Consider the following 26,933-nt stretch of genomic DNA (forward strand, 5'->3'; position numbering starts at 1 on the left):
AAAACGGCTGGGAAATCCCGATAGAATACCCATATCCTGCGGCGGCAACAACCGCCAGCATCCGCCCGGTCTCGGGCCAGGTCCGGTACCCGCGAGGATTTGCAGAGCCGCAAGAGTCGCAACGAAGTGAGAATGGCAACCGCCGCCCGTATCCGCCGAGCCCGAGGTCAGGGTCTGGCTCGATCGGGATTCAGCAGAGGAGTGATGGCCATGGACAAACGTCGACAAGGGTATGAAGCCTTTATCGCCCAGCTCAAGAAGCAGTGGGAAGAGACGGAAGCGTTTCAGGGAGAGCACCTCAACCGGATGATCGCCAAGGTGCAGGCCTATCTGGAGGCGGCCGGGGATCTGACCCAGGACGAGCTGGCGCTGATCGCCGAGTATGTGAAGCGGGATCTGGGCAACTATGACGAAGGGCGCAAGGATGAGCAGGTGGAGGAGTCCGCCTTCATGCTGGCGCTCAAGGACACCGCCTGGTCCTGGCTGGCGGACGTGACCGACCGTACCCAGGTGGAGTGGCAGGAGTTGGCGGACGAGCTGGAACACAAGGGGGTCTACCGGGCGGGGGACTGGGTGGGACTCGGGGTGCTGGTGTGCGATCACTGCGAGTGGCGCCATACCGTGCTGCACCCGGAGCAGCTTGACACCTGCCCGGAGTGTGGGGCCGATGAATATCATCGCGAGCCGCTGTCTCCTTGAGCCGCCAGACTGTGCCAAGCCATAAGCCAAACCATAAAAAGAGGCGCCCAAGGGCGCCTCTTTTGTTTATTGGCGTTGTGTGGTCTTAGCCCTTGCGCGCCCAGGGGTGGGCACGTGGGCGCAGCCACAGGGCCAGCCCCAGCAGGGCGGCGGCCAGGCCATACATGGGCCAGCTGCCAAAACGCAGATAGGGGGTCTGGCCGTGGGCGGGGCGTACCTCGGCACGCAATACTCCAGCCTCGAACTGCGGGATCTGGGCGATGATGCTGCCGTCTATCTCGGTGACGATGGTGATGCCGGTGTTGGTGTCGCGCAGCAGCGGGCGGGCCAGCTCGAGGGCGCGCATGCGGGCGATCTCCATGTGCTGCCAGGGGCCGATGCTGGTACCGAACCAGGCGTCGTTGGAGACGGTCAGCAGAAAGTCGGTATCCGACTGCACGTTGCGGCGCACCTCGTCCGGGAAGATGATCTCGTAACAGATGGCGGCGGCAAACTTGAGCCCCTTGGCGATCAGGTTTGGCTGCACCTCGTCCCCCCGGCTGAAGGAGGACATGGGCAGGTTGAAGAAGGGGGCGATGGGACGCAGCAGATCTTCAAAGGGCACGAACTCGCCGATGGGCAGCAGATGGTACTTGTAGTAGCGGTTCTTGTGCTCGTAGTAGTAGGACTCCTTGCCCTCAGCATCCTGTACCCCCATGCCGAGTACGGTATTGAAGAAGCGCTGCTGTTTCAGATCGTAATGGATGATCCCCGCCAGCAGGCCGGTGTCGTTCACCTTCATCGCCTTGTCCAGGCTCTCCAGATAGGTACCCATCTCCTTCTCGATGGCTGGGATGGCGGACTCCGGCCAGACGATGATGTCGGCATCCTGGTTCTCGCGGCTGAGATCCTGATACTTGCGCACGGTCGGCACCAGGGCCTCCGGATCCCACTTGAGGGACTGCTCGATGTTGCCCTGCACCAGCGCGACCTTGACCGGTTCACCCCGGGTCACCCAGTTGAGCTGCATCAGCCCCTGGGCGGCGCCCACCAGGGCGACGGGGAGCAGCAGCCAGGCCGGCTTGCGGTGTTGCCATACCAGCCAGAGGGCGGAGGCGGTGAGCAGCAGGGCGAGGGTGATGCCCTGCACCCCGAGAAGGGGAGCGAAGCCCTTGAGGGGGCCGTCTATCTGGGTGTAGCCGAACCAGAGCCAGGGGTAGCCTGTCATCACCCAGCCCCGCAGCCAGTCGGCCATCAGCCAGAGCGCCGGGAAGGCGAGCAGCCAGCGGCTCCAGTGGCGGCCGGCAAAGAAGCGGGCGAAGAGCCAGCAGGCCAGGGTCGGATAGAGGGAGAGATAGGCGCAGAGCCCGGCCAGCAGCACGAAGGCGGCTGGCAGCGGAATGCCGCCAAACTCCGTCATGCTGACGTGGATCCACCACTGCCCGGGCAGGAACAGACCCATGGCGTAGCCGAAGCCGCGCCAGGCTGCCTGTTTGGGGGTGGCCTTGTCCAGCAGGGCGTAAAGGCCGAGCAGGGAGGGGATCACCAGGGGCCAGTAGCCGAAAGGGGAGAAGGCCAGCACGGCGATGGCGCCGCTGGCAATGGCAAACAGGCTGGTCAGGAGTTTCGATTTCACGGGGGATCGGGGCTCGAATTGGACTGAATGGAAACACAATGGCCGACATCTTAACCGCAAACCGGGTCAACGGCGAGCCTCGCGGTCGGCGTGGGCCCAGGGGCGGTCGCGCGGCGGGAGAGAGGCAAAAAAAGCGCCCCTGACGAGAGGGGCGCGGGATGTGCGTGGGGTTGGGCGGGATCAGGACTCCGGCTGCGCCGCCGCATGATGCTCGGGGATCTTCACCTGCAACTGTTGCAGGCGACGGCGATCGGCGTGCATCACCTTGAACAGGTAGCCGTCGAGTTCGATCTCTTCACCCTTCTTGGGCAGGTGGCTGAAGGCGTGCATCACCAGACCGCCGACGGTGTCCACCTCTTCATCGCTGAACTGGGTGCCGAAGAAGTCGTTGAAGTCCTCGATCTCGGTCAGCGCGCTCACCGAGAAGACCCGCTTGCTGATGCGGCGGATCTCTTCCGGCTCGTCCTCGATGTCGTCGAACTCGTCGTCAATCTCGCCGACGATGAGCTCCAGAATGTCCTCGATGGTCACGAGACCAGAGACACCGCCAAATTCGTCCACCACGATGGCCATGTGGTAGCGCTCTTCCCGGAACTCCTTGAGCAGGCGATCGACCCGCTTGCTCTCCGGCACGATCACCGTGGGACGCAGGATCTTCTCCAGCTGGAGCGGTTCGCTGGCATGCTGGCCGCCAAAACCGAACGGCAGCAGATCCTTGGCCAGCAAGATGCCCTCCACGTGATCCTTGTCTTCGTTGATCACCGGGAAGCGGGAGTGGCCGGATTCGATGATGACTGGCAGGAACTCGTCCACCGGCTGGGACTTCTCGATGGTCACCATCTGGGAGCGGGGGATCATGATGTCACGCACGCGCAGCTCGGCAATTTCGAGCACGCCCTCGATCATGTCCTTGGTGTCCTGATCGATGAGGTCCCGCTCTTCGGCATCGGCGATGACCTCTACCAGATCGTTGCGGTCTTTTGGCTCGCCCTGGAAGAGTTGGCTGAGTTTGTCGAGCCAGGTTTTCTTCGGCGAGCCGGTACTAGGGTGATCGTCGGTCATTTTCTCTCTTGGTTACTCGTATGAACACACTTGAAATCGTTGTGGCTATATGAGGATGGGCATCGGCTGTTTCAAGACGATGACCATCCGGTTCGTTACTCTTCGTCGTTCAGATAAGGATCGGCGAAGCCCAGTTCCTGCATGATGTCGCGCTCGAGCTGCTCCATCTCCTCGGCTTCCTCGTCCTCGATATGGTCATAACCTAGCAGATGCAGACTGCCATGCACAACCATGTGAGCCCAGTGGGCCATCAGGGGCTTGCCCTGTTCGACGGCTTCGGCCTCGACCACCTGGCGGCAGATCACCAGATCCCCGAGCAGTGGCAGCTCGAGACCCGGTGGCGCCTCGAAGGGGAAGGAGAGCACGTTGGTGGGCTTGTCCTTGCCGCGATAGGTGTGGTTGAGCTCGCGGCTCTCCGCCTCGTCCACCAGGCGCACCGTCACCTCGGCCTCGGGCTGGAAGCCCAGAATGGTGCCGTCGAGCCAGCCTTGCAGCTGGGCCTCGGTCGGCAGGCCGTCCGTGCTGGCGCAGGCCAGTTGCAGATCCAGGGTCACGCTCATTGGGCACTCTCTTTGCTGGTGTTCTCGTTGCGGGGAGTGGCTGCGCTCTTCTCGGCCGCCTGCTGGGCATCGAATGCCTCGTAGGCCTGCACGATGCGGGCCACCACGGGATGGCGCACCACGTCCTTGGACTCGAAGAAGTTGAAGGAGAGACCATCGACCCCCTGCAACACCTCCAGGGCGTGGCGCAGACCGGATTTGGTGCTGCGAGGCAAGTCCACCTGGGTGATGTCGCCGGTCACCACCGCCTTGGAGTTGAAGCCGATGCGGGTCAGGAACATCTTCATCTGTTCCGTGGTGGTGTTCTGGGCCTCGTCCAGGATGATGAAGGCGTCGTTGAGGGTGCGGCCGCGCATGTAGGCAAGCGGCGCCACCTCGATGACGTTGCGCTCCATCAGCTTCTCCACCCGCTCGAAGCCCAGCATCTCGAACAGGGCGTCGTAGAGGGGGCGCAGGTAGGGGTCCACCTTCTGGGAAAGATCGCCGGGCAGAAAGCCGAGCTTCTCACCGGCTTCCACCGCCGGGCGGGTCAGCAGGATGCGGCGGATCTCCTGGCGCTCCAGGGCATCCACGGCGGCGGCCACGGCGAGATAGGTCTTGCCGGTCCCGGCGGGCCCGATGCCGAAGCTGATGTCGTGGCGCACGATATTGGCGATGTACTGGGCCTGGTTCGGGCTGCGGGGCTTGATGAGACCGCGCTTGGTCTTGACCGTGACCTCCTTGCCATACGGCAGGGAAGGGGCGGGTTCGTCGTCCTGCTCCAGCACGCGGGACTCCTGCACCGCCAAGTGCACCATCTCGGGGGTGATGTCGCTCACCTTGCTCCCCTTGAGGGGCTGGGTTTCCACATAGAGGTGCTTGAGGATGACGGCAGCCGCCTCCACCTGGGCCTGCTTGCCGATCACTTGGAAGTGGTTGTCCCGGTAGCTTATCTCGATGCCGAGACGGCGCTCCAGCTGCTTGAGGTTGTCGTCAAAGGGTCCGCACAGGCTGGCGAGGCGCTGGTTGTCGGCGGGTTCCAGATGCAGATTCAGGGTGGAGATGTGTCGGCTCAAGGTGTCCTCTTATCGGTTGTTCCCCCGCCAGGGGGCGGGGGAGAGAGTCATCAATGGGGTCTGAAGGCCGCAACGCCCAGATCATCGGGCACGTTGTCAGGACGACGGGCGAGGATCTCGCTCGGGGCCGTGGCGATGCGCAGGTTCATTTCGTCCTCGCCGCGGATGAAGCGGCCGCGCAGGGAGTAGGGGCGTACGTCGGTGATCTCCACGTCGGCGAAGCCGCCGATGAGGCGGTGCGGCCCCTCGAAGTTGACCACCCGGTTGTTCTCGGTGCGGCCACTGAGCTGCATGGGATCCATCTTGGAGGGCCCCTCCACCAGGATGCGCTGCACCGAGCCCAGCATGGCGCGGCCGATGAGCATGGACTGGTGATTGATGCGGTTTTGCAGTCGGGTCAGGCGGGCCTTCTTCACTTCCATGTCGACGTCATCGGGCAGGTCCGCGGCTGGGGTACCGGGGCGCGGGCTGTAGATGAAGCTGAAGCTCATGTCGAAGTTGATCTCCTCGATGAGTTTCATGGTGGCCTCGAAGTCTTCGTCCGTCTCGTTCGGGAAGCCGACGATGAAGTCGGAGCTCATGGTGATGTCGGGACGCACGGCGCGCAGGCGGCGGATCTTGGACTTGTACTCCAGCACGGTGTGCGGGCGCTTCATCATGGTCAGGATGCGATCCGAGCCGCTCTGGATGGGCAAGTGCAGGAAGCTGACCACCTCGGGGGTATCACGATAGACCTCGATGATGTCGTCGGTGAACTCGACCGGGTGGCTGGTGGTGTAGCGAATGCGGTCGATGCCGTCGATGGCAGCCACCAGGCGTAGCAGTTCGGCGAAGGTGCAGACCTCCCCGTCGAAGGTCGGCCCCCGGTAGGCGTTGACGTTCTGGCCGAGCAGGTTCACTTCGCGCACCCCTTGCTGGGCGAGCTGGGCGATTTCATAGAGCACGTCATCCAGCGGCCGGCTCACCTCCTCGCCACGGGTGTAGGGCACCACGCAGAAGGAGCAGTACTTGGAGCAGCCTTCCATGATGGAAACGAAGGCGGTCGCCCCCTCGGCACGGGGTTCGGGCAGGTTGTCGAACTTCTCGATCTCGGGGAAGGCGATGTCCACCTGGGCACCGCGCCCCTCCTGCACCTGCTTGATCATGGTCGGCAGGCGGTGCAGGGTCTGGGGTCCGAAGACGATGTCCACATAGGGCGCCCGGCTGCGCAGGTTCTCCCCTTCCTGGGAGGCGACGCAGCCGCCCACCCCGATCACCAGCCCCGGTTTTTTCGCCTTGAGCTTCTTCCAGCGACCGAGCTGGTGGAACACCTTCTCCTGGGCCTTCTCGCGGATGGAACAGGTGTTGAGCAGCAGCACATCTGCCTCTTCCGGCTCCTCGGTAAGCGTGTAGCCATTGCTGGCATCCAGCAGGTCCGCCATCTTGGACGAGTCGTACTCGTTCATCTGGCAGCCCCAGGTCTTGATATGAAGTTTCTTGCTCATTGCTTCTCGTGACTGGTTTTGAAATCGGCAGGGTCAAAGGACCGGCCATTTTACTCCGCAATCCCGGTGCTGACCAGTCTGGGGCCGCCCGTCGCCATCAGGGCCAGCTTGTCGTCGGCAATTGCGCATCCCTCTCACTGTTTCTGCCGCCTCCTTGCGTTATCATGCCCCATTCGGTTCGGCCCTTGCCCCTTATCGCGGGGACTCCTTGCAGGAATCAAGTTATGGAACAGTGTGATATCGCCATCGTCGGCGCCGGCATGGTGGGCGCCGCTACCGCCTGCCTGCTGGCGGCAGAGGGGCTCTCGGTACGGGTCATCGAGACCCGGTTGCCCGAGCCCTATGCCCCCGAGCAGTCGCTGGATCTGCGGGTTTCCGCCATCAGTCAGGCCTCGGTGGCGCTGCTGACCCGGGCCGGTGCCTGGCAATATCTGCAGCAGATGCGGCTGTGCCCCTATCGCCGGCTGGAGACCTGGGAGCTGGACGGCTTCGCTACCCGCTTCGACGCGGTGGATCTCGGGCTGCCCCAGCTCGGCTACATCATCGAAAACCGGCTGATCCAGCTCGCGCTGCTGAAAAGGATGGAGGATTTCCCGACCATCCAGACCCATACCCCGGCGGCGGTGACGAGTCTGCGCCAGAGTGCGGATGACGCCGTGCTGACCCTGGATGACGGCACCGAGCTGCAGGCGCGCTGGGTGCTGGCCTGCGATGGTGCCGAATCCCACACCCGGCGATTGGCCGGTATCGGGGTGTCGCGTTTCGAGTACCGCCAGCATTGCATGCTGATCAACATCGACACCGATTTTGCCCAGGAAGACATCACCTGGCAGCAGTTCACCCCGAGTGGCCCGCGCGCCTTCCTGCCGCTGCCGGGCCGCCATGGCTCTCTGGTCTGGTATGACAGCCCGGCCCGCATCCGGGCGCTGGCCGCCATGAGCAACGAGGCCCTGGCCGTCGAGGTGCGCCGCCACTTCCCGAGCCGCCTTGGCGGTTTCACCGTGACGGCCAAGGGGAGCTTCCCCCTGGTGCGCCGCCACGCCAACGACTATCACGCCGGGCGAGTGGTGCTGCTCGGGGATGCGGCCCACACCATCAACCCGCTGGCGGGACAGGGGGTGAACCTCGGTTTCAAGGACGTGGCCTGCTGGGCCGGGTTGCTCGGCAAGGCGGGGGCACAGTGGCACGAGCTGGCGCTGGCCGGGCGTTACGAGGGGCGACGCCGCCCTGACAATCTGCTGATGCAGTCGGGGATGGATCTCTTCTACGGGGTCTTCAGCAACGAGATAGGCCCCCTCAGGCTTGCCCGCAACCTGGCGCTGAATCTGGCGGACAAGGCGGGCCCCCTCAAGGAGATGGCGCTACGCTATGCGCTTGGGCTGGTATGAGGCAGTGCGTGGCACTGCCAGGTGCCAATCGGGTGGCATATCAATCCGTGTGATGGTGCCAGCCGGTTTTTTATATGGCCGCGAGGAGTGATCCTGGCGGCGCAGGGGCAAAACGGCCTCAGGCAAGGGGGAGAACACCATGAACAAGGCATTGCTGGTGATCGATTTCATCAACGACATCGCCCACCCGGACGGGCGCATTGCCGCCTCGGCGGCCCAGGTGCTCGAGCAGGACGCCATTGCGCACGCCAATCAGGCGCTGGCCCATGCCCGCGCTCACGGCTGGCTGGTGGTGCTCATCAAGGTGGGGTTTGACGAGGGCTATCTGCTGCATCCCAGGGGTTCCCCCATGTTTGGCCGTGCCCGGCAGTTCGGGGCCCTCTCCCTGGCGGACAGCGGCACCGACTTTCACCCGGAGCTCGATGTGCAACCCGGGGATCTGGTGCTGACCAAACCCAGGGTCAGCCCCTTCTACGGCACGGCGCTGGAGCCTGCGCTACGGGCCAATCGCATCGAGCATCTCTATGTGTGCGGCGTGAGCACCAGCTGGGCCATTCAGGGGGCGGTACGGGATGGCCACGATCGGGACTACGCCATCACCATCCTGGAGGATGCCTGCGCGGCGGCGGATGCCGCAGAACACCAGGCTTCCCTGCGCATGCTCGGTCGCATTGCCGAGATCATCAAGGTCGCGGAGCTGGCGGAACGGGACTGAGCCCGGCCATCCTCTCCTGCAGGTATCTCATGCACCTCATGCGGGCTCGGGGTGCGTCTCTCTCACCATGGCGAGGAAGCGATCCCGAATGGGATCGGCAAATTCCGGGTTCCACACCAGGCTGATTTCCCATTCCGACCAGGGGCCGGAGAGAGGGTAGAGGGTCACCTCCTTGCCCGCGATGAACCCCACGCTGCGCGGCAGGATGGCGTTGCCGATACCGGCGGCCACCAGGGCGACCAGGGTCTGGATGTCTTCCGCCTCCTGGATGAGACCGGTCAGCCGGTTGGCACCGAGGAAGCGAGCGATCTGCTGGCTGAGACCCGGGCAGCGATGGCCCACCATCTGCAGCAAGGGATCGCGGATCAGCGCCCGCTCCAGGTCGAAGTCCGGCCCTGCCACCTGGGTGGGGACGGCCAGGACCAGTCTGTCCGTCAGCAACCTGTGTTCCCTCAGTTGTGGCGCATCAGGCCGTCGCATGAAGCCCAGTTGCAGCCGACCCGCCAGCAAGTGCTCCTGCTGGATGGCGGAGGTGGTGTCCCGCAGGTGAACCAGCACGTCGGGGGCCTGCTGTTTGAAACGGGCCACCAGGGAGGGGGCCAGTGCGAAGCTGGAGAGCCCGAACCCGATATTGAGGCGTCCGGCGGCACCGCTTGCCAGCGCCAGGGCATGCCGCTCGAATCCCTTGCCGTGATCCACCAGAGCCTTGGCCTGGGGCAGCAACTGGAGGCCGATGGCTGTCAGCTCGGCCCCATGGCGGCCCCGGTTGAACAGGGTGCTGCCGAGGGCCTGCTCCAGCCCCTGGATCTGCTTGGTCAGGGCCGGTTGCGTCACAAAAAGCCGGCTGGCCGCCTCCCGGTAGTTGGCACTCTCGGCCAGCATGACGAAGGCCTGCAATTGTCTCAGGTCGAATCTCATTCCGTTTGGTTATCAAATGTGGCGATTTATTGATTATAAATTATCTAATCTCCTTGTTCTAATGGTCTCGAAACGGGCCTGCTTGCCCGCTGTTCAGCCACAAGGAGTCATGTCATGTCGAGCGAACGCTATCTGTTCTTGATCAAGGGGAGCCTGGTGATGGCTCAGCCGCTGGCCGCACCGGAGACCGGGGAGCTGCTGACCAGCCTGTTGCAGCAGGGGTTCGTCGTCGCCCCCTTGCCGGTGTGGGCCAGCAATGCGGAGCAGGCGCTCGCCTGTTACGAGGCCGCTGCCCAGCGGCAGGTCTTCGCCGATGCGCTGGCGGGGAGAGCCCTGTGAGCGCGGTGCGCGTGAGGGCCGAGGCCCTGCTGCTGGACATGGATGGGACCTTGGTCCACTCCACCGGCGACGTGGAAGTCGTGTGGCGGCGCTGGTGTCAGCACCATGGGCTGGATCCCGCTCCCGTGCTCGCCATGTGCCACGGCGTGCGCTCACGGGAGGTGATAGGGGCCCTGGCTCCCCAGCTGGACATGGCGGTGGAGGTGGCCCTGCTCGACGATCTGGAGATGGCATATGCTGCGGCGCCGATGCCCCTGGACGGTGCCCGGCGACTGCTCGAACAGCTGCCATCGACGCGCTGGGCGCTGGTGACCTCCGCAAGCCGGAGGGTGGCAGAGCACCGGCTGCTGCACGCCGGATTGCCGCTGCCCCGTCTCCTGGTGTGCGCCGGGGATGTGGTACGGGGCAAGCCGGATCCCGAGCCTTATTTGCTGGCTGCCAGCCGGTTGGGACTGGCTCCGGCCGATTGCCTGGTGTTCGAGGATGCGCCAGCGGGCATCGCCAGCGCCCTGCAGGCGGGTTGCCAGGTGGTGCAGATGGGGGGAACAAGGCGGTATGACGACAGGCTCAAGGGCTGGCTGCGGGACTGGCGCGGGATCGAGATCGAGGTGGCATCGGACGGGCTCCATCTTCATCTGCCCGCCCCGCAGCCGGCAGAGGCCGGATGATGACGACAAGAGCCACGCCATTCAGGTGCCGCAAGATTGCCCGACGCTGGGGGAAGCCTGCTCGGCCGAGTAGCGTTCCACCCGGTTGCGGCCATTGTGCTTGGCCAGATAGAGCGCCTGATCGGCGCGAGAGAGCAGCTCGTCCAGATTGAAGGGGCCCTCTCTCTGGGAGGCGATACCGATGCTGACCGTGATGCAGACGGCGGGCTCGGCTCCATTTTCTTCCCCTGGCTGCGCGACGATTTTTCGCAGCCGCTCGGCCACCGCCATGGCCTGCTCCTCGCTGAGGCCGGGCAAGATGGCCACGAATTCCTCTCCCCCCAGGCGACAGAAGAGGTCCCCCGGTCGAAGCTGGTCGCGCACCCGGGCCGCGAAGCCGCTCAACTGGTTGTCCCCCTCTTCGTGACCGTGCCGATCATTGATGCGTTTGAAATGATCGATGTCCAGCATGCAGACCGCCACAGGGTAGCGCTGCACCGTGAGGTGCTGGAGCAGTTCGTTGGCGGCCGACCAGAAGCCGGCCCGGTTCAGCGCACCGGTCAGGTGATCGTGGTGGGCCAGGTGTTTCATCTCCCGTAGCAGGCTGTTGCGGGCCGCCATGATGCTGGCGGCGGTCAGGGGGGTGAGAGCGATCAGCATGACCCCTATCCGGACGGAGAACATCCAGTACTGAGTCTGGACATCGTGATTGATGACGAGATGGCCGTTTGAGAGGGCGATCAGGATCAGAGTGCTGTAACTCAGGGTCAGCAGGCTGGTGGCGAAGACGGAGTAGGTGACTGCGCACCAGAGCAGTGCCGGTACCGGGAAGGCGATGGATCCCGGCCCCTCGATGAGCAGGGTGAGCAGCAGGGAGGCCACCAGGCTCAGCAACGGCATCAATCCGGCCCAGGAGAACTCGGTGCGATAGAGGAGGGTACACCAGGGGGGCACGCTGTCATGGGGAGGCAGTGTCAGGAGCACCGGCAGTATGGTCATGTAGTTCACCAGCTCGCTGGCAAACCAGAAGCCCAGCCCGTAGAGCGGGGAGCCCAGAGACAGGATGGGATTGATGATGGCGCCGACCACGCCGGCGGCGAGGGAGGCGGCCAGGGTGTTTCGCAGCAGGAGCACGAGGGAGGTGGGGCGCCTGAGGAGCTTGTCGGCAGGCGCGAGCCGATGCATCAGCAGATACCCGACGCCGATGCCGGCCAGGTTGCCGCAGGTCAGCAAGATGGTTTTGAACAGGGGCTCGCCGGTGAAGAGGGCGGCGAGAAAAAAGCCCAGTATGCCGCCGGCCCAGCCCGCCGGGGTGGCCAGGCGCGGATAGCGCACCATGCAGCCGAGCATGACCGCATTGGCAGGCCAGAAGGCCGCCAGCAGGTTGGGGGGGCGGGTGAAGATGCCGATCAGCGAGAACAGCAGTACCAGGGCGGCGACACACAACAGAGCGGACAAGGGCGTCAATGTGCATGAGGTACGTTGGCGTGCGATGTCCCCCATGGGGACCTCCTGACAAGAGAGGGTTTGCTCAGAGTATGGCTGGCACGTGACAAGGGTGAACGAGTGCGAGATGAAAACGCCCCCTGGTGGAGGGGGCGTGAAGGCTTACTTGAAGACCCGGAAACGCACGTCGTCGTCGATGAAGGTCTTGTCGCCGGCAGGTTGCTCTATGCTGCCAAAAGGCATCTGGGCACGAAGCAGCCAGCTGGCGGGCAGGTCCCACTCCTTGCGCACCGCATCGTCGATGAGCGGGTTGTAGTGTTGCAGGGAGGCGCCGATGCCCTCCTGGGCCAGGGTGGTCCAGACCGCGAACTGGGCGATCCCGGTGGCATGTTCGGACCAGATGGGGAAGTTGTCGGCATAGAGAGCGAATTTCTGCTGAAGATCCTCGATGACGGCGGTGTCTTCGAAGAAGAGCACGGTGCCAGCCCCGGCGCGGAAGCTGCCGTTGATCTTGGCTTCACTCTGGGGATAGGCCTCCGGCGGCACTATCTTCTTGAGCTCCGCCTTGACGATGTCCCACAGCTTGTGGTGCTGCTCGCCGAACAGGATGACGGCGCGGGAACTCTGGGAGTTGAACGAAGAGGGGCTGTGCTTGACGGCATCCTTGATGAGGGCGGTCAGCTGGGCCTCGGAGTGGGTCACCCTGTTGCCCAGGGCATAGATGGTACGACGTGCTTTGATCTGTTCGATAAACGGACTGCTCATAACATCTCCTTGGTTGATGAATCATCACCGCCAGCGTTGCCGACAAAGGTCATCTGGCTCCGATTTCTCGAGTCATCGACTATATCACCTTGCGGGCAATAAACCGTCAACGAGGAGTAATGACTGTTTCTACTTTTTATGGATATTCACATGACGGATGTGAATATGGCCGTGAGACACCTTGATATCTTTTTTATCATTAGCAGTGGATGTTAATGACTTCAATCAATATCTTTTGCAGATTTTTAATCTATAAAATTCATCCAATATGACATTTTATAGAGGGTGGCATGACGGCGGCGCTGATCAAGGAACGCTATTACATACTGACTCCGCTGTCGTTTCTCCTGGGAGGGCTGGTGCTGATCGCCACCCTGTTGCTGGCGGCAGCCAGCTACCTGAGCAGCATCGACAAGACGGTGGCGGGTTACGGTCACATGCTGGCCGCCCTCGACGCCACCCTGTTCCAGGACATGGCGCAGGACAACCGCCGCCAGCTTGGCGTGCTGGAGGCGTCCCTGGACAAGCAGGCCATCGCTGCCGGGGCATCGGCCATCAATCCCATCTGGGCCATTGCCCATCAGTTCAAGTACGACGCCCACTTCCTCTATTTCTACAACGCGCGCACCCATCGGCTCGACGGCTATCCCGACTGGCAGCAACCGGAGGGCTACCGGGCACAGGCGCGGCCCTGGTTCCAGACCCTGTCCGGCGAGGGCGATGATCTCGTCTGGTTCGGTCCCTACCCGGCGTTTGATTTGGCCGGAGAGGTACTGACTCTCATCAAGCGGGTCAAGGATGATGAGGGGCAACTGCTTGGGCTGCTGATGGTGGACATGTCGTTCAGTGCCTTGCAGGGGGCGTTGCACCGGGCAGTGGGTGAGGATCCGGTGGCTCTTTACATCACCGAGCGCAAGGGCGGCAAGCTGGTGGTGGGGCACAATTTGTCGCTGTTGCCGCCCCGTCTCGAGCGGGAGACGCAGGCGGTCGGCCTGGACGGGTTCTGGGCCGGTCGCCACCTGCAACACGCTCTGGAGGGGATGGAGTGGGATCTCAACGTCTATCTCCCCCCCTCCCATTTTCATGAAAACCTGCAAGACACCCTGCTGATGGTGGTGCTGCCCGCCCTGGCATTGCTCTGCATCTGGCTGTGCAGCCTGTGGTTTCTGATGCGGATCTTTCGTCAGGAGCAGGCGCTGGTGCAGGGCTCGCTCAGCGGCCTCATCCGGGATGAGGCGAGAAAGGAGATCCAGCGGCGTCAGCGAACCTGGTTCGTGCACGGCAGCCTGGGAGAGATAGAACAGGTGCGAAACAGCCTGCTGCAAGGGCAGGATGCCCTGCTCCACGACCCTCTCACCGGCATCCTGAACCGGCGAGCCTTCGATCAGCAGCGGGCGGAGCTGGAGCAGGCGAGGAGGCCCTACTGGCTGGTGCTGTTCGATGTGGACAACTTCAAGCGCGTCAACGACAGCTGGGGACACGGTGTGGGGGATGCGGTGCTATTTCGGGTAGCCACCATCATGGCGAGAACCCTGGGGGATGAGCAGGTCTACCGCATCGGGGGCGATGAATTTGCGGCCTTGCTGCCCTGGGAGCAGGCGGAGGTGGAATGTCGCCTGACCCACCTGCTCGGTCGGGTGAAGGCCCTGAAATGGCGGGAGTTCGCCGACGCCATCACCCTGAGCGCCGGCGGCGCGCGCTATCCGGATGATGCCCTGACGCCGCTCGAGCGGGCGGATGCCTGCCTGTACGAGAGCAAGCACCAGGGGCGGGATTGTTGGCATCTGGCGGCGTCGTCGCCCGTTGACGGGGAGGTTGTGACAGTATCTGTCTGACGGTGATTGCTGCAAAAAAGGGCCTTTGGGCCTAGAAAAGGGTCATGACGGGGATGATTTCTCGTGTGACCTTTTTTTTTGATGTGGTTTCAGGTGGTTAGCCTGCTTTCTTGCATCGTGTCGCGAACCGGAGACAGGGAGGGCTGGCCGTGAGGTGCCCCTTGCGGCAGTGGCGCAGGTCAGGGGGCTTTGTATAGTGCAGGGAAAAATAATCAATCATCAGGTTTGACAGGAGTACCCCATGAAAATGAAACCGTTTGGCATGAGCGCACTGGCGCTGCTGGGGGCGTTGCTGTTGGGCACAGGACAGGTGCAGGCATCCGAGACCCTCAATACCATTCTCGGCGGCGGAGCCGGCGGGGTGGCGGGCACCATGATCGGCAAGGAGCTGGGTGGCGACACCGGCGCCCTGGTGGGGGCCGCCCTGGGGGCGCGGCCGGTGGTGCGGCCACGGCCAATAGGGGCAACAAGAACGAAGCTGCGCTCGGCGGCGCCGTCGGTGCCCTGGGCGGGGCAGCCATCGGCAAGAGCGTCGGTGGCAGTACGGGCCAGCTGATCGGCGCCGGTATCGGTGGTGCCGGTGGCTCCGCCATCGGAGCCAGGACCGGGGATGGTCACGAGAGCCGCGGCGATCGCTATTACGATGACAGGCGCTATCACAAGCACCACAAGCACCACAAGAAACACAAAAAGCACCGCAAGCACAGATGGCATGACGACTGATCCCGCTGCCGGCCCGTGAGGGGCGGCGAGCGGCCTCTTACACCAGCCGGTGCTGGCGCCTGCCAAGGGAGAAGGCGTTGATGTTGTCGATGAGCTGATCCGCGAGGCGCTGCATCGACTCTTCGCTGGCCCAGGCCACGTGGGGAGTCAGGATGAAATTGGGGTAACGCAGGGCCTGCATCAGGGGGTGGTCGGGGGGCGGCGGCTCGACGCTCGCCACATCGAAGCCGGCGCCCCCCAGACGGCCGTTGCCGAGGGCTTCGAGCAGCGCCGGCTCGTCCACCAGGCCGCCACGGCCCACGTTGATGAGCAAGGCGCCCGGTTTCATCAGGGCCAGCTCCCGCTCCCCGATGAGATGGCGGGTGTAGGGGGTGAGCGGGCAGTGCAGGCTGATCACATCCGAACTTTGCAGCAGGGCATCCAGGGGCAGCCTGTCGTCATCCCCCGGGGAGCCGACCTGGCTCTGGGCATAGTAAACCTCCATCCCGATGGCGCTGGCCCGCTGTCCCAGCGCCTGTCCCAGGGTTCCCTTGCCGATGATCCCGAGGCGCTTGCCATGCAGATCCGTGATGGGGTGGTCGAAGAAGCAGAACTGGCCGCTTTGTTGCCAGCGCCCCTCCAGCAGGGACTGGCGCCAGGCGAACAGGTTGCGCGACAGGGCGAGCATCAGGGCCATGGCGTGCTCGGGGACGGAAGGGCCCGAGTAGTTGCGGATATTGCACACGGCGACATTGGCGGCGCGGCACGCCTCCAGATCCAGGTTGTCGCTGCCGGTGGCGGCCAGGGCGATCAGGCGCAGTTCGGGCAGCTGGGCCAGTTCATCGGCCCCGATGCGCACCTTGTTGATGATGGCGATGCTGGCGCACTTGAGCCGCTCCACCACCTGATCCGGCGCCGTGGTCGAGTAGCTTTGCCAGTGATGGGGAAAATCGGGGCGGCGCAGATTGATGCCGGTGTCCAGGGTGTCGCTGTCGAGAAACACGATTTGCTGCATGAAGCCTCCTGCCATTGGTTCGGACATGATGCCAAACATGGAGGGCGGCTGACCAGCGCGGTGGCATCGGGCCAAGTCCGATGGGGAAGGCAAAAGGCGGGTGGCTGTGCCTCGGAGGGCCTCAGATCCAGCCCAGGTGCGTCAGCCAGCCCTGGATGCGCCCCGGCGTCTCCTCCAGATCCATCAGGGCATAGGGGCGGTAGTTGAGCTTGTGGCTGCGGCGACTCTCGCTTCTGCGGGCTTCGGCCGCCAGCAGGGGCCAGCGTCCTCCCTCCTCCTGATAGAGATCCAGGGTAGGGATGCTGCCCTGGGCTATCTGCTTGGCGAGGGTCTGGTTGCTCAGCTGGTTGGGGAAGAAGCCGTCGAGCAGCACCAGAGCATCGGGGGCGGGCAACTGCTCGCTGGCGATGAGGTTGGCGGCCCAGGCGGCGCTGGTACCTTGGGCCAGCAGCAGCTTGAAGCCCCCCTCCTGCAGCTTGGCATCCCCCAGCTTGCTGATGCGGGAGGCAAACTGCTTGCGAAAATCGTCGATGACCTGCTGTTTCTTCTCGGCGGCGGGGTCGAGCTCGGTCTGCTGCGGCGAGGGGAGCAGCAGCAGGGTATCGAAACCGAGGCGCCCCAGCTCCCGGGTCAGTTGCCACAGCTGGCCGCTGCGCTGCCAGTCGGGCAGCAGGATGACCAGACCCACGTAGTTGTCGCTGTCGTGCTTGGCAAACAGTACCTGTTGCTTGTCCACTCTGGTGCTGTCGGGTATTCCCTGCCAGTCGCTGCTCTGCCAGTAGTCGGGGGGAACCAGGGGGGCTGGATCCGGGGCGGCGCCTGACGGTGCCTGCCCGGTGCCGTGGGCGGCAAAAGCAAGCAAGGTCAGCAGCAGATAGGGGCGAAATGTCATGGGGGATCCTCCAGCACTCCCTCATAGCGGCCTCGCCGGGGGTTTCTTTAGGGCAAGGGGGCACATCGGCATCGGCGGTGGCGAAGAGGGTCTGACCGGCGGGCCGGACACGGGCCCGGGATTGTTCCAAATGGCAAAGCATTCCCGGTTTTGATTGTTCCATCCCGTGACCCATACATGGTTCAGTAAGGGCAGACAGACAGGGGGCCGGGGCATGTCGCCACTGGCCGCAGGCGGAGAATTCTCCCCCCCTGTCTCGTCAGAACGAGAGGTTCACCCTCACTTTCCATCGACAGGGAGCGTTATCGCCATGAGCACCTTGGTTCACTTGCCCATCCTCGACCTGAGGCAGCTGGATGCCTCGCCCGACGCTCGGGCCGATTTTCTGGCATCGTTGCGCGATGCCGCGAGAGAGACGGGATTTTTCTACCTGACCGGCCACGGCATCGATCCCGAGCTGCAACAGGAAGTGCAGCAGCTGTCGCGGGCCTTCTTTGCGCTGCCTCTGGCGGCCAAGCAGCAGGTCGCCATGATCCACTCTCCCCATTTTCGTGGCTACAACCGACCGGGGGCGGAGCTGACCCGGGGTCAACCCGACTGGCGAGAGCAGTTTGATATCGGTGCCGATCGCCCTGCCTTGCCGCGCGCGGCGGGCGACCCGCCCTGGTGGCGGTTGCAGGGGCCGAATCAGTGGCCGGAGGCGCTGCCGACACTGCAACCCGTGCTGACGCGCTGGCGTGGGCAGATGACCCGCATGTCCCGTACTCTGCTCGGGGCTTTTGCCGAGGCGCTCGCACTGTCGCCAGATGCCTTCGATGCCCTGCACGGAGAGCGTCCCAACGAACATATCAAGCTGATCCGCTATCCCGGTGAGCGGGGCGCCACTCAGGGGGTCGGTCCCCACAAGGATTCGGGCTTCCTGAGCTTCCTGCTGCAGGATGACCAGCCCGGCCTGCAGGTGGAGGTGGCGCCGGATCACTGGATCGATGCGCTCCCGCTCCCCGGCACCTTCGTGGTCAACATCGGTGAGCTGCTGGAGCTGGCCAGCAACGGCTACCTGCGGGCGACCGTGCACCGGGTGGTGCCGTCGGCGCCGGGGCAGGAGCGTCTTTCCATCGCCTTCTTCCTGGGGGCCCAGCTCGACGCCGTGGTGCCCGTCTATCCGCTGCCCGAGGCACTGGCCCGTGAAGTCAGAGGGCCTGCCACCGACCCGCACAATCCGCTGCTGCGGGAGGTGGGCTGGAACTACCTCAAGGGGCGGCTGCGTTCTCACCCTGATGTGGCATTGCGCCACCATGCCGATCTGTTGCCGGCGCCCCGGGCGCTGGCGGTCGGCGAAACCACCCATTGATTGCATGGCAAGGAGCACAAGATGAACAAGCACGGACTGTTTTCCCTGAGCGGCCTGGTATTGGCCCTCGGACTCTCTCTCTCCGCCCAGGCAGCCCAGGCGCTGCGGGTTGCCGCGGATCCACTGCCCCATGCGGATATCCTCGGCGAGGTGAAACGCCAGGACCCTTCGCTGGATCTGCAGGTGATCGAGCTCAGCGGCGGCATCAATGCCAATGCCCTGCTGGTGGCGGGTGATGTGGATGCCAACTATTTCCAGCACGTCCCTTACCTGCGGGATCAGGAGAAGGCGCTCGGCACCGAGCTGGTGGTGGCCGCGACCGTACACGTGGAGCCTCTTGGCATCTATTCGAAGAAGTTCAAGCACCTGAGGGAGGTACCGGAAAAGGCGGTGATAGCCCTGCCCAACAATGTCACCAACCTGAGCCGGGCCCTCTATCTGTTGCAGCACGAGGGGCTCATCACCCTCAAGGCCGGCCATGAAGATCCGGCGCGGGATCTGGCGACGGTGCACGACATCGCCACCAACCCCAAGGCGCTCAAGATCCTGGAGATCGAGGCGCCGCAGCTGCCGCGCTCCCTCGACGACGTGGATCTGGCGGTGATCAATGGCAACTATGCCCTGGAGGCGGGGCTGGAGCCTGCTCGCGATGCCCTGGGGCTGGAGAGCGCCCAGAACAATCCCTACGCCAACATCCTGGTGACCACCCCGGCGCTCAAGGATGATCCGCGGATCCGCCAGTTGGCGCGGGACCTGGAGTCCAGGGCGATCGCCGACTTCATTCGCAAGAGCTACAAGGGGTCGGTGATCCCGGTGGCCGGGCGGCAGTCATGATAGTGCTGGAGGGGCTCGGCAAGCAGTACCCGGGGCACGGGCAACCCGCTCTGGAGGGGGTGTCGCTCGAGATCCCGGATGGGGCCATCTACGGCATTCTCGGGCGCAGCGGCGCGGGCAAGAGCACGCTCATTCGTTGCCTCAATCTGCTGGAGCGGCCAAGCCGGGGCCGCATCCTGTTCGATGGCCGCGACATCACGGCCCTGGAGGGGGCGGCCTTGCGCCGCCACCGTCAGGGGACCGGCATGATTTTCCAGCACTTCAATCTGCTGCACGCCCGCAGCGTGGAGGAGAACGTGGCAGTCCCGCTGGAAATCGCCGGAGTGGCGCGCCGGGAGCGGGCGGCCCGGGTCAGCGAGCTGCTGGAACTGGTGGGGCTTGGCGAGCACCGTCGCGCCTTTCCCTCCCAGTTGTCGGGGGGACAGAAGCAACGAGTGGGCATCGCCCGCGCCCTGGCCGCCAATCCGCGCCACTTGCTCTGTGACGAGGCGACCAGTGCCCTGGATCCGGAGACCACGGAGTCGGTGCTGGCGCTGCTTGCCGACATCAACCGCCGCCTCGGGATCACCATAGTGCTCATCACCCACGAGCTGGAGGTGGTCAGGGCCATCTGCGATCACGCAGCATTGCTTGAACGGGGTCAGCTGGTGGAAAGCGGCGCTCTGGGCACCCTGCTGGCCAACCCCGACTCCCGCGTGCGGCAGGCCTTGTTGCCGGATCCCGAGATCCTGCGGCGTTTCATGGCGCGTCACGGAGTCACAGAGGAGGTGCGTTTATGCAGAGTCGCCTGAGTGTCGATGCCTTGCTCGAACTGATGTATCAGGGGTCGCTCGAAACGCTCTACATGGTGGGAGTGGCGGCCGTGTTCACCCTGTTGCTGGGGTTGCCGACCGGGGTGCTGCTGGTGGTGACCCGTCCCGGGGGCGTGCTGCCCTTGCCCCGTCTCAACATGGTGCTGGGGATCGGTATCAACATCGGGCGGTCGCTCCCCTTCGTGGTGCTCCTGATCGCCCTGATCCCCCTGACCCGGCTGGTGGTCGGCACCTCACTGGGCAGCACCGCCGCCATCGTTCCCATTACCCTGGGGGCCTTCCCCTTCTTTGCCCGGGTGGTGGAGAGCGCCCTCGATGAGGTGGACAAGGGGCGCGTCGAAGCCGTGCTCGCCATGGGGGGCAGCGGCTGGCACGTGGTCGTCAAGGCGCTGCTGCCCGAGGCCTTGCCGGCGCTGCTGGCCGGACTCACCCTGACGGTGGTGATGCTCATTGGCTTCTCCTCCATGGCGGGGGTGGTCGGTGGTGGCGGGCTCGGGGATCTGGCGATCCGCTACGGCTACCAGCGCTTTGACGACAAGGTGATGGCAGGGACAGTGGTCATGTTGCTGCTGCTGGTGCAACTGGTACAGGGGGTGGGGGACAGGCTGGTGCGGGCACTGGCCCATCGCCGCTAGGGGCACGGCTTCTCATCAGGCCGGCCGTGAGGTGCCAGCCAATAAAAAAGCGAGCCTGGGCTCGCTTTTTTTGCAATCACATCAAGGGGTCAACTTAGTTGACGCGACGCTTGAATTCACCGGTACGGGTGTCGATTTCGATCTTGTCACCGATCTCCACGAAGGCGGCAACGGCCAGCTCGTAGGAGGTGCCCTTCAGGCGGGCAGGCTTGGTCACTTTACCGGAGGTGTCGCCACGGGCGGCCGGCTCGGTGTACTCGACTTCACGCACGATGGTGGTCGGCAGTTCTACGGAGATGGCTTTCTCGTTGTAGAAAGTCACTTCGCAGAGGTCTTCCATGCCGTCTACCAGGTAGTTCAGGGCATCACCCAGGTTGTCTTTCTCGACGTCGTACTGGTTGTACTCGGTGTCCATGAAGACATACAGCGGGTCGGAGTAGTAGGAGTAGGTGCACTCTTTACGCTCCAGCTGAACGACTTCCAGCTTGTCGTCGGCCTTGAAGACGGTCTCGGTGGCGCTGCCGTTCAGCAGACCCTTCAGCTTCATCTTGACCACGGCGGAGTTACGGCCGGATTTGTTGAATTCAGCCTTCTGGACCACCATCGGCTCGGTGCCGATCATGACTACGTTACCAGCGCGGATTTCCTGTGCGGTTTTCATGTAAAAAATTCCTGTTCGTGAAACGGACGGATAAAAACTGCCAGATTATATACGGCTTTCTAAAAATTTCACCAACCTCGTGACGAGATCCCCGTCCGCCAGCAGCCTCTGTGGCCAGGTGTGCCCATGTTGCTGCCATATGGCCGCGTATTGCGGCCATTGTGCCCAGAGTTCACCGGTGTGTTCCCCCCGGTTTAGGGCATGGTTGAAGCGGCGCAGCCACTGACCGGCCGACGCTGGCAAGGGGGAGAGGTAGTGGTCGAGAAAACCGTCCAGCTTGACCATGTGGGCATCCTCTTCCTGCTGGTAGATGTGCCAGAGGAAGGGGCGCCCCGCCCACTGGGCCCGCACGAAGGAGTCCTCCCCGCGCACCAGGTTGAGATCGCAGCTCCACAGCAGGCGATCGTAACCCCTCTGATCGGTCATCGGCAGCAGCTTGATGGTGAGGTTGCCCGCCTGGAGCAGATCTCCGGCCCGGGCACCGGGAATGGCCTCTGCCAGCCCTGCACCGATGAGCACGTCGTCGAGGGAGCGCCCCAGCGGCAGCAGCAGGGTGACGGGGGTGACGCTCTGGCGCCAGCCCTCGACCAGGCTCCTGAGCGCCTCGCTCTCGTAGGTAAAGAGGCTGACCCGCAGCTCGTCTTCTCGTTGGGGTGGCAGGCCGAGGCTGGCCCAGTAGGCAGTCAGTCCCGCTTCATCCTGCTGCCAGCGCTCGCGCTCGACGATGAGGCCGTGCTCGCACAAGAGGCCGCCGGTTCTGGCGGTGAAACCCGGGAAGAAGAAGTACTTGTCGAGGCGCCGGCTGCCGACCTGCTGGGGCGAGGTGAGGCCATGGCAATCCTCGACCCAGCTCTCGGCCGAGAGGTATTCGAGGTTGATCCAGCAGGGGGGCGTGGTCTGCTCGGTCATGCGTTCGATAAAGGGGGCGGGCAGCTCGCAGGCAAACGCCTCGATGACGACCCTGGCCGGGGTCATGTCGGCGGGGAGGCGCTCGTGCCAGTGCTGGACATAGATGCCATCGACCCACTGACCGTCCTGTGCGGGGTCGAGCGCCGGGCAGATGCGGGCGAAGCTAGCCAGATCGTCCACCCAGAGCCGCACCTGCACCTCACTCTTCTGCGCCGGGAGCGCGCCTTCCTGTTTGAGCTGGCGGGCGAGTCGCCAGGTGACGCCGATGTCACCGAAGTTGTCGACGACGCAGCAGAAGATGTCCCAGTCGAAGGGGGGGAGAGGGCTTGTCATGGCGCGGGATCCCAGATGCAAAAAAGCCGGTGCGCAGGGTAGCACACCGGTTGGTCGGCTTCTAACCGTCAGCGCGTGACGGGGTCTGTGGCAGGTTACTCCTTGCCGTAGACGTTGTTCTCCTGCTCGCGCACCCGGATGAAGGTGGTGCGTTTGGTGAGCTCTTTCAGCTGGCTGGCCCCCACATAGGTGCAGGTGGATCGCACCCCGCCCAGGATGTCGCGCACCGTGTTCTCCACCGGGCCGCGGTAGGGCAGCAGCACGGTTTTGCCTTCGGAGGCGCGATACTCGGCGACGCCGCCGGCGTGCTTGTCCATGGCGCTGGCCGAGCTCATGCCGTAGAACTTCATGAAGGGCTCGCCATCGACCTCGACGATTTCACCGCCGCACTCTTCGTGAGCGGCCAGCATGCCCCCCAGCATCACGAAGTCGGCGCCGCCGCCGAACGCCTTGGCCACATCCCCCGGGCAGGTGCAGCCGCCGTCGCCGACGATCTGGCCACCCAGGCCGTGGGCCGCATCGGCACACTCGATGATGGCGGAGAGCTGCGGGTAGCCGACCCCGGTCTTGACCCGGGTGGTGCAGACCGAGCCCGGGCCTATGCCCACCTTGACGATGTCGGCGCCGGAGAGGATCAGCTCCTCCACCATCTCGCCGGTCACCACGTTGCCTGCCAGGATGACGTGGTTCGGGCAGGCCTCGCGGATCTTGCGCAGAAACTCGACGAAGTGCTGGGAGTAGCCGTTGGCCACGTCCACGCAGATGAAGCGCAGGGCGCTGGACATCGCGAGGATCTGGCGGGTCTTGGTGAAGTCCTCCTCCGAGGTGCCGGTGGAGACCATTACGTGGCCCAGCAGGGCCGGGTCGGTCTCATTGACGAAGGTTTGCCACTGCGCAAGGCTGTAGTGCTTGTGCACCGCCGTCATCATCTCGAAGCTGGCCAGGGTACGCGCCATGGCGAAGCTGCCGACGGTATCCATGTTGGCGGCGATGACGGGCACGCCCTGCCATCGGGTCTGGGTGTGCTTGAAGGTGAACTGGCGGGTCAGGCTGACTTGGGAACGGCTCTTGAGAGTAGAGCGCTTGGGGCGAAACAGGACATCCTTGAAACCGAGCTTCAAGTCTTCTTCGATACGCATTGCGAATTCCTTATTGAGCCTTGTGTGAGAGGTCACTTTGCAGTGGCAACTTTTCGGCAGGCGCAAAAAAACCGGTGGTTTTCAGGCCCTCCGGTTTACAGCAGTGTAGGCAAAAATCCCGTCAGAACAAGACTGATAATTCACGCACCGCTGTGGTAGCCTTTGGCGTCACAACCTGAGGATGGCCGCCAGCGTCATCCAGCACCCTGTTCTCCCCTCGTTTTCCTGCTGCATTCCCCACTCACGCGCCGTGCCCGGCATGGATTGTCGCCTGTTGGCACCGCGTCCAGAGCCAGCTCCCCTGCGCGCCAGAATCCGGTTGACCCGGCAGTTGGCTGTGATACATCTGGGCGCAAGACTGACAAGGCGAGAGAGCATGATGGGCAAGAGAATGGTGGCGGCGGCCATGATGTGGGCGCTGTGCGGCAGCGCGATGGCGGCCCAGACCAGCTATGGCTGGATCGAGAAGGGGGTGCTGATGCCCTACGGGGTGGCGGTCAAGATGAAGCTCGATACCGGTGCCCTCACTTCGTCGCTGGATGCCCGCGACCTGAAGCATTTCAAGAAGGATGGCAAGCCCTGGGTGCGCTTCAACCTGGTGCTGACCGATGCCAATACCGACAAGGTGGTGCGCCGGAGCGTGGAGCGACCTGTGGAGCGCAGCGTGACGGTGCGCGGGGCGGGCGGCATGGAGCAGCGCCCGACGGTGACCATGTCCGTCTGCGTCGGGGACCAGGTCTACAAGGAGTGGTTCACCCTGCGGGATCGCAGCAAGATGATCTACCCGGTGCTGCTGGGGCGCCGTCTGCTGGCGGAGCTGGGACCGGTGGATTCGAGCCGGACCTTCACGGTACAGCCCACCTGCGACTAGGGTGGTGCAGCCATGAAAAACGGGGGCCTGGCCCCCGTTTTTCATGGCGTGCGCAAAGGCTGACCCCTCATGCCTGGCGCGAGGTGGGCAGCAGCACGCTCACTTCGAGCCCCCCTTCGGGCCGGTTGTGGATGTCGAGATCCGCTCCGTGAAGCTGGGCGATGCGCGAGACGATAGCCATGCCAAGGCCCACGCCATCCCCCTGCTGGGGATTGACCCGGAAGAAGCGCTCGCACAACCGGGAGAGGGCGGCGGTGGGGATGCCGGGGCCGTTGTCCCGCACATCCACCCGGATCCGGTTGCCCACCTGGCTCACCACCACGGCGACCTCGCCGCCCACCTGGGTGTAGCGCAGCGCATTGTCGATGAGGTTGCCGAACATCAGCTCCAGCAACATCGCCTGTCCCATTACCTGCACCTGTTCGGCGCCCTCCAGGGACAGCTGCTGATCCTTTTTCAGGGCGATGGGGGCCAGGGTCGCCAGGGTGCCCTGCAACAGGGGGAACAGGGGGAGGGCGGTGAGGGCCGGGCTCTGCTGGTTGTCGATGCGGGCCTGGGTCAGCAACTGGCGGATCAGCCGATCGCTGCGATCGAGGGCCAAGAGCATCTTGCGCAGGGCCTGCTCCCGGCTCTGATCATCCTCGGCTGTCATGGCGTTCTCGCTGTGGATGCGCAGCACCGCGAGGGGGGTGCGCAGCTCGTGGGCGGCCTCGTTGGTGAACTGTTTCTCCCGATCCAGAGTGTCAGCGAGGGCGTGCATCAGCCGGTTGATCTCCCCCACCAGCGGCGTCAGCTCCTCGGCCTTGATGGCGAGATTGAGGGGGCTCAGGTTGGCGGGATGACGCTCGCCGATGGCTTGCGCCAGCTGGTGCAGCGGTGACAGCCCCCGGGTGATCAGCCACCACAGCAGACCGAGCAGGAAGGGCAGGGTGATGAAGAGGGGCAGCATGGTGAGGGTGGCCATCTTGCTGGCCAGCTCGCTGCGTTCGTCATCCCGCTCCGCCACGATGAGCCAGGTCTGTTCACCTTCGTTGTAGAGGGTAAAGGTGCGCCACTCGTGGTGATCCTTGGTCTCGCTGTTGAAGCCCCGCTCCAGGGTGGTCAACGGTTGGGCCGGGGCATTGGGCGAGCGCAGCAGCACGGCGCCCTGCTCGCTCAGCAACTGGAAGTAGAGGTTGTGCTCGAATTCATGGCCATAGGGGGTGAACTCGTTGTCCTGGCCGAACTGGAAGAAGCCGCCCTTCTCGATGTGGGGCGTCTCGGGGACGGCCTGCACCCACTCCTGGTACACGGTGCCGTTGCGCGGCAGCTCGCCGCTCTGCTTGAGATAGCGGCTGAGCAACTGGTTGGTGATGCGGCCGGACTGGGCGAGACGGGCATCAAACAGCTCTTCCATTTCGTGGTTGGCCTGCAGGTAGCCGATAAGGCCGCTGATGGCGAGGCTGAGGCTGACCAGGGCCAGGATGCCGGAGAGCAGGAAACGGCGGATGGAACGGACACGGCTCATGGGGCGGAGGCTCCTCTTGCGCCCTGGACGTCGAGCTGGGGCACGATGTAACCGACGCCGCGAATGTTGCGGATGAGCTCGGGGAAGAATTTCTTGCGCAGGTGGTGAATGTGCACCTCCACCGCGTTGCTCTCTGCCCCCTCGTCCCAGCCGTAGAGGCTCTGTTGCAGTTGATCCCGGCTCAATACCCGGCCGCTCTGGGTGATGAGCTCCTGCAACAGCTTGTACTCGTGGGGGGTGAGCTTGACCGGCTCGCCCCGATAGGTGACCTGTTGTGACGCGGGGAAGAGCTGCAGCTCCCCGTACTCCAGCACCGCCTGGGCCTGCCCCTTGCTGCGCCGCACCAGGGCGCGCAGCCGGGCGTTGAGCTCCTGCAGGGCGAAGGGTTTGACCATGTAGTCGTCGGAGCCTGCATCCAGCCCCAGTACCCGGTCGTCCAGGGCATCACGGGCGGTCAGGATGAGCACGGGCAGGGTCTGCCCTTCCCGGCGCAACTTGCGCAGCAGGCTGATGCCGTCGATGTCCGGCAGGTTGAGATCCAGGACAAGGGCGGCAAACTCCTCGCTCTTGAGCGCCGAGAGGGCCGGCATCCCCTGCTGGAGCCAGTCCACCGTGTAGCCGCTGCTGCGCAGGGCATCCACCATGCCGTCTCCCAGCATCACATCATCTTCCACCAACAGGATCCGCATTGTTCTCTCCCTCAAACGACACTGCCCACCAGTATGCTAGCTGGTGGGCAGAGTT

26 protein-coding genes and 1 pseudogene are annotated in these 26,933 nt (G+C 64.1%); 12 read left to right on the plus strand and 15 right to left on the minus strand.

What is annotated here, in order from left to right; translation table 11 throughout:
• Positions 1–210: 210 nt before the first annotated feature.
• Positions 211–699, plus strand: a complete 489-nt coding sequence (locus C2U47_RS15560; RefSeq protein WP_029314098.1) for a zinc ribbon-containing protein — start codon at positions 211–213, stop codon at positions 697–699.
• Positions 700–784: 85 nt separating this feature from the next.
• Here C2U47_RS15560 and lnt read toward each other — a convergent pair whose 3' ends face one another.
• From lnt to miaB, 5 genes are all read right to left on the minus strand, one after another.
• Positions 785–2,314, minus strand: a complete 1,530-nt coding sequence (gene lnt, locus C2U47_RS15565) for an apolipoprotein N-acyltransferase (protein WP_010673768.1) — start codon at positions 2,312–2,314, stop codon at positions 785–787.
• A gap of 180 nt (positions 2,315–2,494) precedes the next feature.
• A complete protein-coding gene (corC, locus tag C2U47_RS15570) occupies positions 2,495–3,376 on the minus strand; it encodes a CNNM family magnesium/cobalt transport protein CorC (protein ID WP_010673769.1) in 882 nt (293 codons plus the stop codon).
• A gap of 95 nt (positions 3,377–3,471) precedes the next feature.
• Positions 3,472–3,936 carry an rRNA maturation RNase YbeY gene (ybeY, locus tag C2U47_RS15575; protein WP_010673770.1) on the minus strand — a complete coding sequence of 155 codons (465 nt, stop codon included), beginning with the start codon at positions 3,934–3,936 and terminating at the stop codon, positions 3,472–3,474.
• On the minus strand, positions 3,933–4,991 hold the full coding sequence (locus C2U47_RS15580; RefSeq protein ID WP_010673771.1) for a PhoH family protein: 1,059 nt from the start codon (positions 4,989–4,991) through the stop codon (positions 3,933–3,935). The genes ybeY and C2U47_RS15580 overlap by 4 nt, the downstream gene beginning before the upstream one ends.
• Positions 4,992–5,041: 50 nt before the next feature.
• Positions 5,042–6,475, minus strand: a complete 1,434-nt coding sequence (miaB, locus tag C2U47_RS15585; protein ID WP_010673772.1) for a tRNA (N6-isopentenyl adenosine(37)-C2)-methylthiotransferase MiaB — start codon at positions 6,473–6,475, stop codon at positions 5,042–5,044.
• A 224-nt stretch (positions 6,476–6,699) separates the two neighbouring features.
• Here miaB and C2U47_RS15590 point away from each other — a divergent pair, with 224 nt between their 5' ends.
• The gene (locus C2U47_RS15590) at positions 6,700–7,863 is read left to right on the plus strand and encodes an FAD-dependent monooxygenase (protein ID WP_010673773.1); all 1,164 of its coding nucleotides are present in this window, start codon (positions 6,700–6,702) and stop codon (positions 7,861–7,863) included.
• A 139-nt stretch (positions 7,864–8,002) separates the two neighbouring features.
• Positions 8,003–8,578 carry a cysteine hydrolase family protein gene (locus tag C2U47_RS15595; protein ID WP_010673774.1) on the plus strand — a complete coding sequence of 192 codons (576 nt, stop codon included), beginning with the start codon at positions 8,003–8,005 and terminating at the stop codon, positions 8,576–8,578.
• A gap of 36 nt (positions 8,579–8,614) precedes the next feature.
• On the opposite strand, the gene C2U47_RS15600 is transcribed toward C2U47_RS15595, so the two are convergent.
• Positions 8,615–9,496, minus strand: a complete 882-nt coding sequence (locus C2U47_RS15600; protein WP_029314101.1) for a LysR family transcriptional regulator — start codon at positions 9,494–9,496, stop codon at positions 8,615–8,617.
• A gap of 114 nt (positions 9,497–9,610) precedes the next feature.
• Between C2U47_RS15600 and C2U47_RS15605 the strand changes: the two genes are divergently transcribed.
• Complete coding sequence (locus C2U47_RS15605; protein WP_010673776.1) at positions 9,611–9,835, plus strand: hypothetical protein; 225 nt, start codon at positions 9,611–9,613, stop codon at positions 9,833–9,835.
• Entirely contained in the window at positions 9,832–10,503 is a 672-nt protein-coding gene (locus C2U47_RS15610; protein WP_010673777.1) for an HAD-IA family hydrolase, read from the plus strand. Before C2U47_RS15605 ends, C2U47_RS15610 begins: the two co-directional genes overlap by 4 nt.
• Before the next feature lie 21 nt (positions 10,504–10,524).
• Here C2U47_RS15610 and C2U47_RS15615 read toward each other — a convergent pair whose 3' ends face one another.
• Entirely contained in the window at positions 10,525–11,985 is a 1,461-nt protein-coding gene (locus C2U47_RS15615; RefSeq protein ID WP_069784696.1) for a sensor domain-containing diguanylate cyclase, read from the minus strand.
• Positions 11,986–12,090: 105 nt separating this feature from the next.
• Entirely contained in the window at positions 12,091–12,693 is a 603-nt protein-coding gene (locus tag C2U47_RS15620; RefSeq protein ID WP_010673779.1) for a nitroreductase family protein, read from the minus strand.
• A 290-nt stretch (positions 12,694–12,983) separates the two neighbouring features.
• Here C2U47_RS15620 and C2U47_RS15625 point away from each other — a divergent pair, with 290 nt between their 5' ends.
• Both C2U47_RS15625 and C2U47_RS15630 read left to right on the plus strand, forming a co-directional pair.
• A complete protein-coding gene (locus C2U47_RS15625) occupies positions 12,984–14,528 on the plus strand; it encodes a sensor domain-containing diguanylate cyclase (protein WP_010673780.1) in 1,545 nt (514 codons plus the stop codon).
• 241 nt (positions 14,529–14,769) lie between these two features.
• Positions 14,770–15,251: pseudogene (locus C2U47_RS15630) on the plus strand (hypothetical protein).
• 37 nt (positions 15,252–15,288) lie between these two features.
• On the opposite strand, the gene C2U47_RS15635 reads toward C2U47_RS15630, so the two are convergent.
• Both C2U47_RS15635 and C2U47_RS15640 read right to left on the minus strand, forming a co-directional pair.
• Positions 15,289–16,245 carry a D-2-hydroxyacid dehydrogenase gene (locus C2U47_RS15635; RefSeq protein ID WP_010673782.1) on the minus strand — a complete coding sequence of 319 codons (957 nt, stop codon included), beginning with the start codon at positions 16,243–16,245 and terminating at the stop codon, positions 15,289–15,291.
• Between the two features lie 121 nt (positions 16,246–16,366).
• Complete coding sequence (locus tag C2U47_RS15640; RefSeq protein WP_010673783.1) at positions 16,367–17,137, minus strand: DUF3530 family protein; 771 nt, start codon at positions 17,135–17,137, stop codon at positions 16,367–16,369.
• 310 nt (positions 17,138–17,447) lie between these two features.
• Between C2U47_RS15640 and C2U47_RS15645 the strand changes: the two genes are divergently transcribed.
• The 4 genes from C2U47_RS15645 to C2U47_RS15660 are packed head-to-tail and all read left to right on the plus strand — an operon-like array spanning position 17,448 to position 20,769.
• The gene (locus tag C2U47_RS15645; RefSeq protein WP_010673784.1) at positions 17,448–18,488 is read left to right on the plus strand and encodes an isopenicillin N synthase family dioxygenase; all 1,041 of its coding nucleotides are present in this window, start codon (positions 17,448–17,450) and stop codon (positions 18,486–18,488) included.
• 21 nt (positions 18,489–18,509) lie between these two features.
• The gene (locus C2U47_RS15650) at positions 18,510–19,322 is read left to right on the plus strand and encodes a MetQ/NlpA family ABC transporter substrate-binding protein (protein WP_010673785.1); all 813 of its coding nucleotides are present in this window, start codon (positions 18,510–18,512) and stop codon (positions 19,320–19,322) included.
• Positions 19,319–20,113 carry a methionine ABC transporter ATP-binding protein gene (locus tag C2U47_RS15655; protein WP_010673786.1) on the plus strand — a complete coding sequence of 265 codons (795 nt, stop codon included), beginning with the start codon at positions 19,319–19,321 and terminating at the stop codon, positions 20,111–20,113. Before C2U47_RS15650 ends, C2U47_RS15655 begins: the two co-directional genes overlap by 4 nt.
• The gene (locus C2U47_RS15660; protein WP_010673787.1) at positions 20,098–20,769 is read left to right on the plus strand and encodes a methionine ABC transporter permease; all 672 of its coding nucleotides are present in this window, start codon (positions 20,098–20,100) and stop codon (positions 20,767–20,769) included. The genes C2U47_RS15655 and C2U47_RS15660 overlap by 16 nt, the downstream gene beginning before the upstream one ends.
• 94 nt (positions 20,770–20,863) lie before the next feature.
• Here the strand turns inward: C2U47_RS15660 and efp are convergent, their stop codons facing one another.
• The 3 genes from efp to C2U47_RS15675 form a co-directional block, all read right to left on the minus strand.
• A complete protein-coding gene (gene efp / locus C2U47_RS15665) occupies positions 20,864–21,430 on the minus strand; it encodes an elongation factor P (protein ID WP_010673788.1) in 567 nt (188 codons plus the stop codon).
• A gap of 45 nt (positions 21,431–21,475) precedes the next feature.
• Positions 21,476–22,672 (minus strand): elongation factor P maturation arginine rhamnosyltransferase EarP, encoded by a 1,197-nt coding sequence (gene earP / locus C2U47_RS15670; RefSeq protein WP_010673789.1) that lies wholly within the window; start codon positions 22,670–22,672, stop codon positions 21,476–21,478.
• A 95-nt stretch (positions 22,673–22,767) separates the two neighbouring features.
• Positions 22,768–23,811, minus strand: coding sequence for a GMP reductase (locus C2U47_RS15675; protein ID WP_010673790.1), 1,044 nt, complete (start codon positions 23,809–23,811; stop codon positions 22,768–22,770).
• Between the two features lie 376 nt (positions 23,812–24,187).
• Between C2U47_RS15675 and rloA3 the strand changes: the two genes are divergently transcribed.
• Complete coding sequence (rloA3, locus tag C2U47_RS15680; RefSeq protein WP_010673791.1) at positions 24,188–24,682, plus strand: retropepsin-like aspartic peptidase RloA3; 495 nt, start codon at positions 24,188–24,190, stop codon at positions 24,680–24,682.
• Positions 24,683–24,749: 67 nt separating this feature from the next.
• Here the strand turns inward: rloA3 and C2U47_RS15685 are convergent, their stop codons facing one another.
• Positions 24,750–26,189 carry an ATP-binding protein gene (locus C2U47_RS15685; RefSeq protein WP_103261708.1) on the minus strand — a complete coding sequence of 480 codons (1,440 nt, stop codon included), beginning with the start codon at positions 26,187–26,189 and terminating at the stop codon, positions 24,750–24,752.
• Entirely contained in the window at positions 26,186–26,878 is a 693-nt protein-coding gene (locus tag C2U47_RS15690) for a response regulator (RefSeq protein WP_041215642.1), read from the minus strand. Before C2U47_RS15690 ends, C2U47_RS15685 begins: the two co-directional genes overlap by 4 nt.
• Between the last annotated feature and the right edge of the window lie 55 nt (positions 26,879–26,933).

This window comes from Aeromonas sp. ASNIH7 (genome assembly GCF_002903485.1).
Taxonomy (GTDB): Bacteria; Pseudomonadota; Gammaproteobacteria; order Enterobacterales; family Aeromonadaceae; genus Aeromonas; species Aeromonas caviae.